This window comes from Bradyrhizobium sp. th-b2 (genome assembly GCF_000426785.1).
Classification (GTDB): Bacteria; Pseudomonadota; Alphaproteobacteria; order Rhizobiales; family Xanthobacteraceae; genus Bradyrhizobium; species Bradyrhizobium septentrionale.
The window spans coordinates 1-5110 of the sequence record NZ_AUGA01000171.1 but is presented as its reverse complement, the minus strand read 5'-3'; the positions used below and the strand labels follow the sequence as shown (position 1 = coordinate 5110).

Here is a 5110-nt window from a genome sequence, read left to right as displayed (position 1 = left end):
CAACAATTGCGCTGAGCGCGCATTGAGAGGCATCGCCTTGGGAAGGCGCAACTGGACCTTCGCCGGCAGCCAGCGCGGCGCCGACCGTGCCGCCATCATGCTGACGATGATCACGACCTGTCGCCTCAACGACGTCGATCCCAAGGCCTGGCTCGCCGACGTCCTGGCCCGTATCGCCGATCATCCCGCATCGCGTCTGCACGAGCTCTTGCCCTGGGAATGGAAGCTCCTGCGCCAGGCCGACAAGCCAGCCAATCAGCAGGCCGCCTGACCTTCACCCTTCACCCAATGCCATCATAGACCTCGCCGTGCCCGCGCGCATGCGTCAATCAGGCGGCCTCCGTCGTATGCGTACGTAGAGTTGAGGGGAACTTGACCTGTGGCGACTTGGCGTGTCCGGGCTGAAGGCAAGCACCGCTTGAGCATTGAAGCCACTGATAGGGCCGAGAGCCATCTTGCCGCGTTCGTTGAAGAAGCCCTTGGCCTTGAGCTCGGCGGCGATTTGCCTCAGAGACCGCCGACCACCCTTGGGGGGACTTCCGGCGCAGGCGTGGTTACGCGGTGGTTCCTTTGTCGTAATAAGAATGGCTCGCTAAAATAGCGATTACAAAATATTCAATATTTTCAATGCGATGCTTGGTGCCGCAAGAGGGACTCGAACCCCCGACCCCGTCATTACGAAGCGCGAATTCGTGGTGTCCCAGGTGTGACCCACTGTGCACGCCCATGCGTCAAAATACATTAGCCGACGCATCCGAGCTTGATCGACCCGCACAGTACCGAGTGCACTCGCGCACATCGAAGCGGAGGATATGGAAGCGCGCCGAATTGGAGAAACTGCAACCGCGGTGTAACCGCTGCAAACTGTCGGGCTGACCTCGAGTAGGGCCCAGCCTTGCTGCTCCATCTTCAGCCCCAAGGGTGCGAATATGCACAGCTGGAGCACGCACTAATTACCGAAGCCGGCGGTGGAACTGCCCTCGCTATCGCGCGAATCACACCAAACAGAGCCTTTTCACACGGCCTGGGTCAAACTCCGAAGTCGGAGGGCGCAATCGTGACGTCCGCTTAAACCCCGTCACCGGACTTCGATAGCCAGCGCGGCACTTCCGAGAAGGGCCAACAGGTGACACTTGAAATAATAGAGGCCGCCAACTGAGGCGCGCTTACTCTTTCTTGGCTTTGGCCTGTTTCGCTTTCAGCACCCCGGCGCGGCCAACTGCGGGTTCGGTCTGCCGAGCCTTTTCCCTACCAACCGCAACGGCCAGAAGCGTGAAGCTCCAACAGCTCCTCCTCGCCCTCAGGCGTCCATGGCCGATTAGCTATCACTTTGGCGGCTGCAGTTCGGGCGAGCGTCGCCATACGCTCATGTGTGATCCGGTTTCGGCCCGTCCGGCTTTGCGGATCATTTCATCGCGCTCAGGGCCGGGTGGGAGCAATTTGGCTGCCTCACGTAATCGCTTCGCCTCTTCGGCAAGTCGCGCTTCAAGGGATTGGGTTTGACTGAAACGGCGTCGCTGCATGGCGTTGCTCCATCTTTCGGTTGAAGGTGGGAGCGCAACCGGCGCCAACTAGGGCGGACTAGCTTGTCTCTTTGTGTCGTCATTCAACCGAGTGCCGATAGTCCGGCATTGCGCAATCGGACAGGGTCGCGCTCCCCATTCCTGGCTGCATCAATGATGCGCTTGGCAATGACTTCGTAAACGATTGGCGGTTGTCCGGTATCGTGTAGGTCTTTGCGGGCTCTGTCGAATGCCTCGCCCATGATCTCCGTAACTCGATCATCAAAGACGGTTCCGGCCTTTCGGATAAACGGCAGAATGGACGCCATGCTAGTTTCTCCTGGTGCTGTGCCTATGAATTTACGCCGCCAAATGTTTTGGTTTAATGAGGCGAGCGCGAACACCAAGGCTGTCGTGTTCAAATTGAAGTTCGGCATTCAGCCCATTTGCCAAAGCCCGCATGAGCTGGAAGCCAAGCCCCCCATCCGACGAAGGATCGAAATTTTCCGGGAAACCGACGCCGTCGTCCGTCACTTCCACCATGAATGATCCATCGTCATTCGCCTCGCAGCGTATGTTGACCTTCACGACCAAGCCAGCCGGATGCGCATACTTGCTAGCGTTTGTAAGTAGCTCGGCGGTAATGAGTCCGGCGTGAAGTGCGTGACGCGGGTCGATGTAGCCGTCGCAAGCATTATCGACCGTTAAGTCCATCCTACCGTCCGGGCTGAGCGTGCTGATCAGCACGGAAATTTCTTCCAGGAAATCGCCCAGGTTTACTCCATTGCCGTTGACGGCCTGCGCCAACGACTTGTGGAGCTTCGCCGTGACCTCAATGCGCGCGTCAATGTCGTCGAGCAACATGCAAACCTGCTCGGTCGTAAAGGTTCTGCCGCTTTTGGAAATAGCTTTGCGCTGGCCGCGAATAACACCGCTCAGGCTGGCCAAGTTGTTCGCGATCCGGTGGTCGGCCTCGGCCACCCCTACGCTTCCATATTCGATCTGAATTGACATTTTTCGCTCCCTTCAAACAGACAGATTGCGCTTCGAAGGACCGAAAAATCAATAAAATGATAGTAAGTTCAATACGTTACCTGCACATTGGATGCCTTTGTGGTTCTAATTACCTAACACCAAAGATGAGACTAGTGAGTATAAACCGTACGGAACTAATTATTGGCTTCTTACGTTTTAGGAGTGAGTTTTCACGGGAGGGCTCAGATGGGTGAACTCAGTCGAGGCGAGCGGCTCCAAATTATGCTCACGCACGCGGAACTCCGGATCGTTGATACGTGGCGCTTTGCAAAGCGGATGCCGAGCAGGGCGGCGGCAATACGGGAGTTGCTCAAACGCGGCATGGCTGCGGAGGGATTTGCGGAAGTCGAGGATGGCCAGAAGTCGAAGGACTTCTCTGTTCTTTCAGACAATGCAGCCGAGTAGCTCGCGGACCATTTCGTGCGTGGCTGTCGGGGCCTCCCAACCACGCACGACTCTTTCAGTTCGGGTCCTGCTGGTAGCTTCAAAACGATGACCGCCTTGGGTCACACTCGGAAGTCGGAACGCACAACCGTGAAGTCCGCTTCACCCCCGACACCGGACTTTCGATAGCCAGTGCGGCACGTCCGAAAAGGGCCAATTCCGGAAGTCACCGTCCGCTCGGGTGGCTGTCGCCTACCCCCAAGAGCCGACATTGGTATGTACCCCGCGCGGATCCTTTTTCGTGCCGCAAAAGAAATTTTGGGCCTTATTACAAGGTCGCGGCGAATAAATCCCAGCGGCCCGGAAGGCCCTTTAGTTCATGCGATCCGCGCTCGGAGAATTTAAGGCCCGCACCTGCCACGAGATCGGTGACGACCCTTGATACCAAGACCTCGCTCGACTGCGATTGCGCCATTACTCGCGCGGCAGCGTGAACCGCAATACCCCCGATGTCCCGCCCTCTCAATTCGATCTCGCCGGTATGGAGACCTGCCCGCAACGGCAACCCGATTTGCTGGCTGGCCGAGCCGAGCGCCAGTGCACATCGGACCGCGCGGCCGGGCCCATCGAAGGTCGCCAAAATGCCGTCGCCGGTGCTTTTCACCAGAATCCCGCGATGCTTCTCGACCATCTGTCGCGCGAGTTGGTCGTGACTGTCCAGCATCCGGCGCCAGTTCTGGTCACCCATCGCGGCCGCGTTGCGCGTGGAATCCACGATATCGGTAAACAGGACCGTGGCGAGAATCCGCTCAAGCTCTGTCGAATAACCCGCAGGATGGCCGGTGACAAATTCCTCGATGTCGCCAAGCAACGCTTCTGTGTCGCCGGAAAAGAACGCGTGGTCGGCATTGTCGGAATATTCAATATACTTGGCACCAGGGATTTGCGCCGCCAAGTCGCGGCCTCGTTCGACCGTCACCTGAGCATCGGCTCGACGATGCAACACGAGCGTTGGAGTACGCACGGTCGGAAGTATCGATCTGACATCGATTTGACTGTTCAACAACAGGAACGCCTTTAGAGCGCCGGGTGTGGCCGACAACCGCTGGTATTTCGCAAGTTGAGTAACTGCCCTGGGACTCGCCGCCTGACTGGGCATGAGCGTTTTGATCATGGCTCCCGTACCCCAAAGCTTCACCCGTTCCAAGATCGCTTCTTCCGTGTTAAATCCCTTGGCGAAACCACCGAACAGCAGGAGATGAGATACCCGCTCGGGATACGTCGCGGCGAACAGCGCGCTCATCGGTGAGCCTTCGGAAAAACCCAAAAGTGCGGCTTGCTGCGATCCGACGTCATCCATGACGGCGCGGACATCATCCATCCGCTGCTCAAGGGATGGCGCGCCGGAGATCCTGTCAGACAGTCCCTGCCCCCTCTTGTCGAAGGTAACGACCCGGGCAAAGCTGGAAAGGCGGCGCAAGAAGGTCGTGTAGCCGGCCAGTTCATGCGCGAACTCGACATGCGAGACCATGCCGGGTACCAGCACGATGTCGATCGGCCCGTCGCCCATGGTTTGATAAGCGATGTTGACCTCGCCGCTAAGGGCATAGCGCGTCTCGGGCAGAACAAAATCATTCATAGGCCGACGCCCGCCGCGAAAAACAATGATACATCATTAAATTTGCGCAAGCACACAGAGAGGGCAGTCTATCGCAGGTCCCAACGGGCAGACACCTAAAAAAGTGGCTTTTGGCTCGTTCTGGCCAGCCGTCGAATGTCTCATTCGGGTCATTCGCGCCAGTTTGACGCCTCGCCAGCAACTTCCGGTCTGCCCCAATCAACGAACATCGTTAGAGCGGCCCGGTCGGTCTGCTTCGGGCCGAGAGGCGAAATGGCATCGCATCAATAAATGAATAAGGCTGCCAACTGAGGCGGCCTTATTTGCAATTCTGTGTTCAAAATTGAACATCCGGAACTGCAAGATATGGCCATACTCGGATCATGGTCTCAAAAACGAAACCGCTTAGCCCGGAAGGGTTTGCTTCCTTGCTTATAGTCGGCAAGCCGTCTGGCGTAACCAGCCCTCCAGCAGTGATCCCGGCCGAACACAGCGCCCGGCTGATCGAAATGGGTTACATGGTCGAACTATCGGGCAGGCTGCGAATGACCACGCAGGGCCGAATGCAAAT

The 5110-nt window shown here is 57.6% G+C and carries 6 protein-coding genes; 3 read left to right on the top strand and 3 right to left on the bottom strand.

The features are described 5' to 3' along the window. A partial coding sequence (locus K359_RS0146895; protein ID WP_029083799.1) for a transposase domain-containing protein occupies nt 1-271 on the top strand: 271 nt, incomplete at its 5' end. A gap of 1335 nt (nt 272-1606) precedes the next feature. Here K359_RS0146895 and K359_RS0146890 read toward each other — a convergent pair. Together K359_RS0146890 and K359_RS56330 are read right to left on the bottom strand one after the other, a co-directional pair. Further along, nucleotides 1607-1831, bottom strand: coding sequence for a hypothetical protein (locus K359_RS0146890; protein WP_029085135.1), 225 nt, complete (start codon nt 1829-1831; stop codon nt 1607-1609). A gap of 31 nt (nt 1832-1862) precedes the next feature. Further along, on the bottom strand, nt 1863-2516 hold the full coding sequence (locus K359_RS56330) for a sensor histidine kinase (protein WP_051346836.1): 654 nt from the start codon (nt 2514-2516) through the stop codon (nt 1863-1865). A gap of 207 nt (nt 2517-2723) precedes the next feature. Between K359_RS56330 and K359_RS0146880 the strand changes: the two genes are divergently transcribed. Then, nucleotides 2724-2942: a hypothetical protein gene (locus tag K359_RS0146880; RefSeq protein WP_029085134.1), complete on the top strand. Its 219-nt coding sequence runs from the start codon at nt 2724-2726 to the stop codon at nt 2940-2942. 307 nt (nt 2943-3249) lie between these two features. Here K359_RS0146880 and K359_RS0146875 read toward each other — a convergent pair whose 3' ends face one another. Further along, complete coding sequence (locus K359_RS0146875) at nt 3250-4560, bottom strand: adenylate/guanylate cyclase domain-containing protein (protein ID WP_029085133.1); 1311 nt, start codon at nt 4558-4560, stop codon at nt 3250-3252. Between the two features lie 362 nt (nt 4561-4922). Between K359_RS0146875 and K359_RS64100 the strand changes: the two genes are divergently transcribed. Beyond that, a partial coding sequence (locus K359_RS64100) for a hypothetical protein (protein ID WP_035978462.1) occupies nt 4923-5110 on the top strand: 188 nt, incomplete at its 3' end.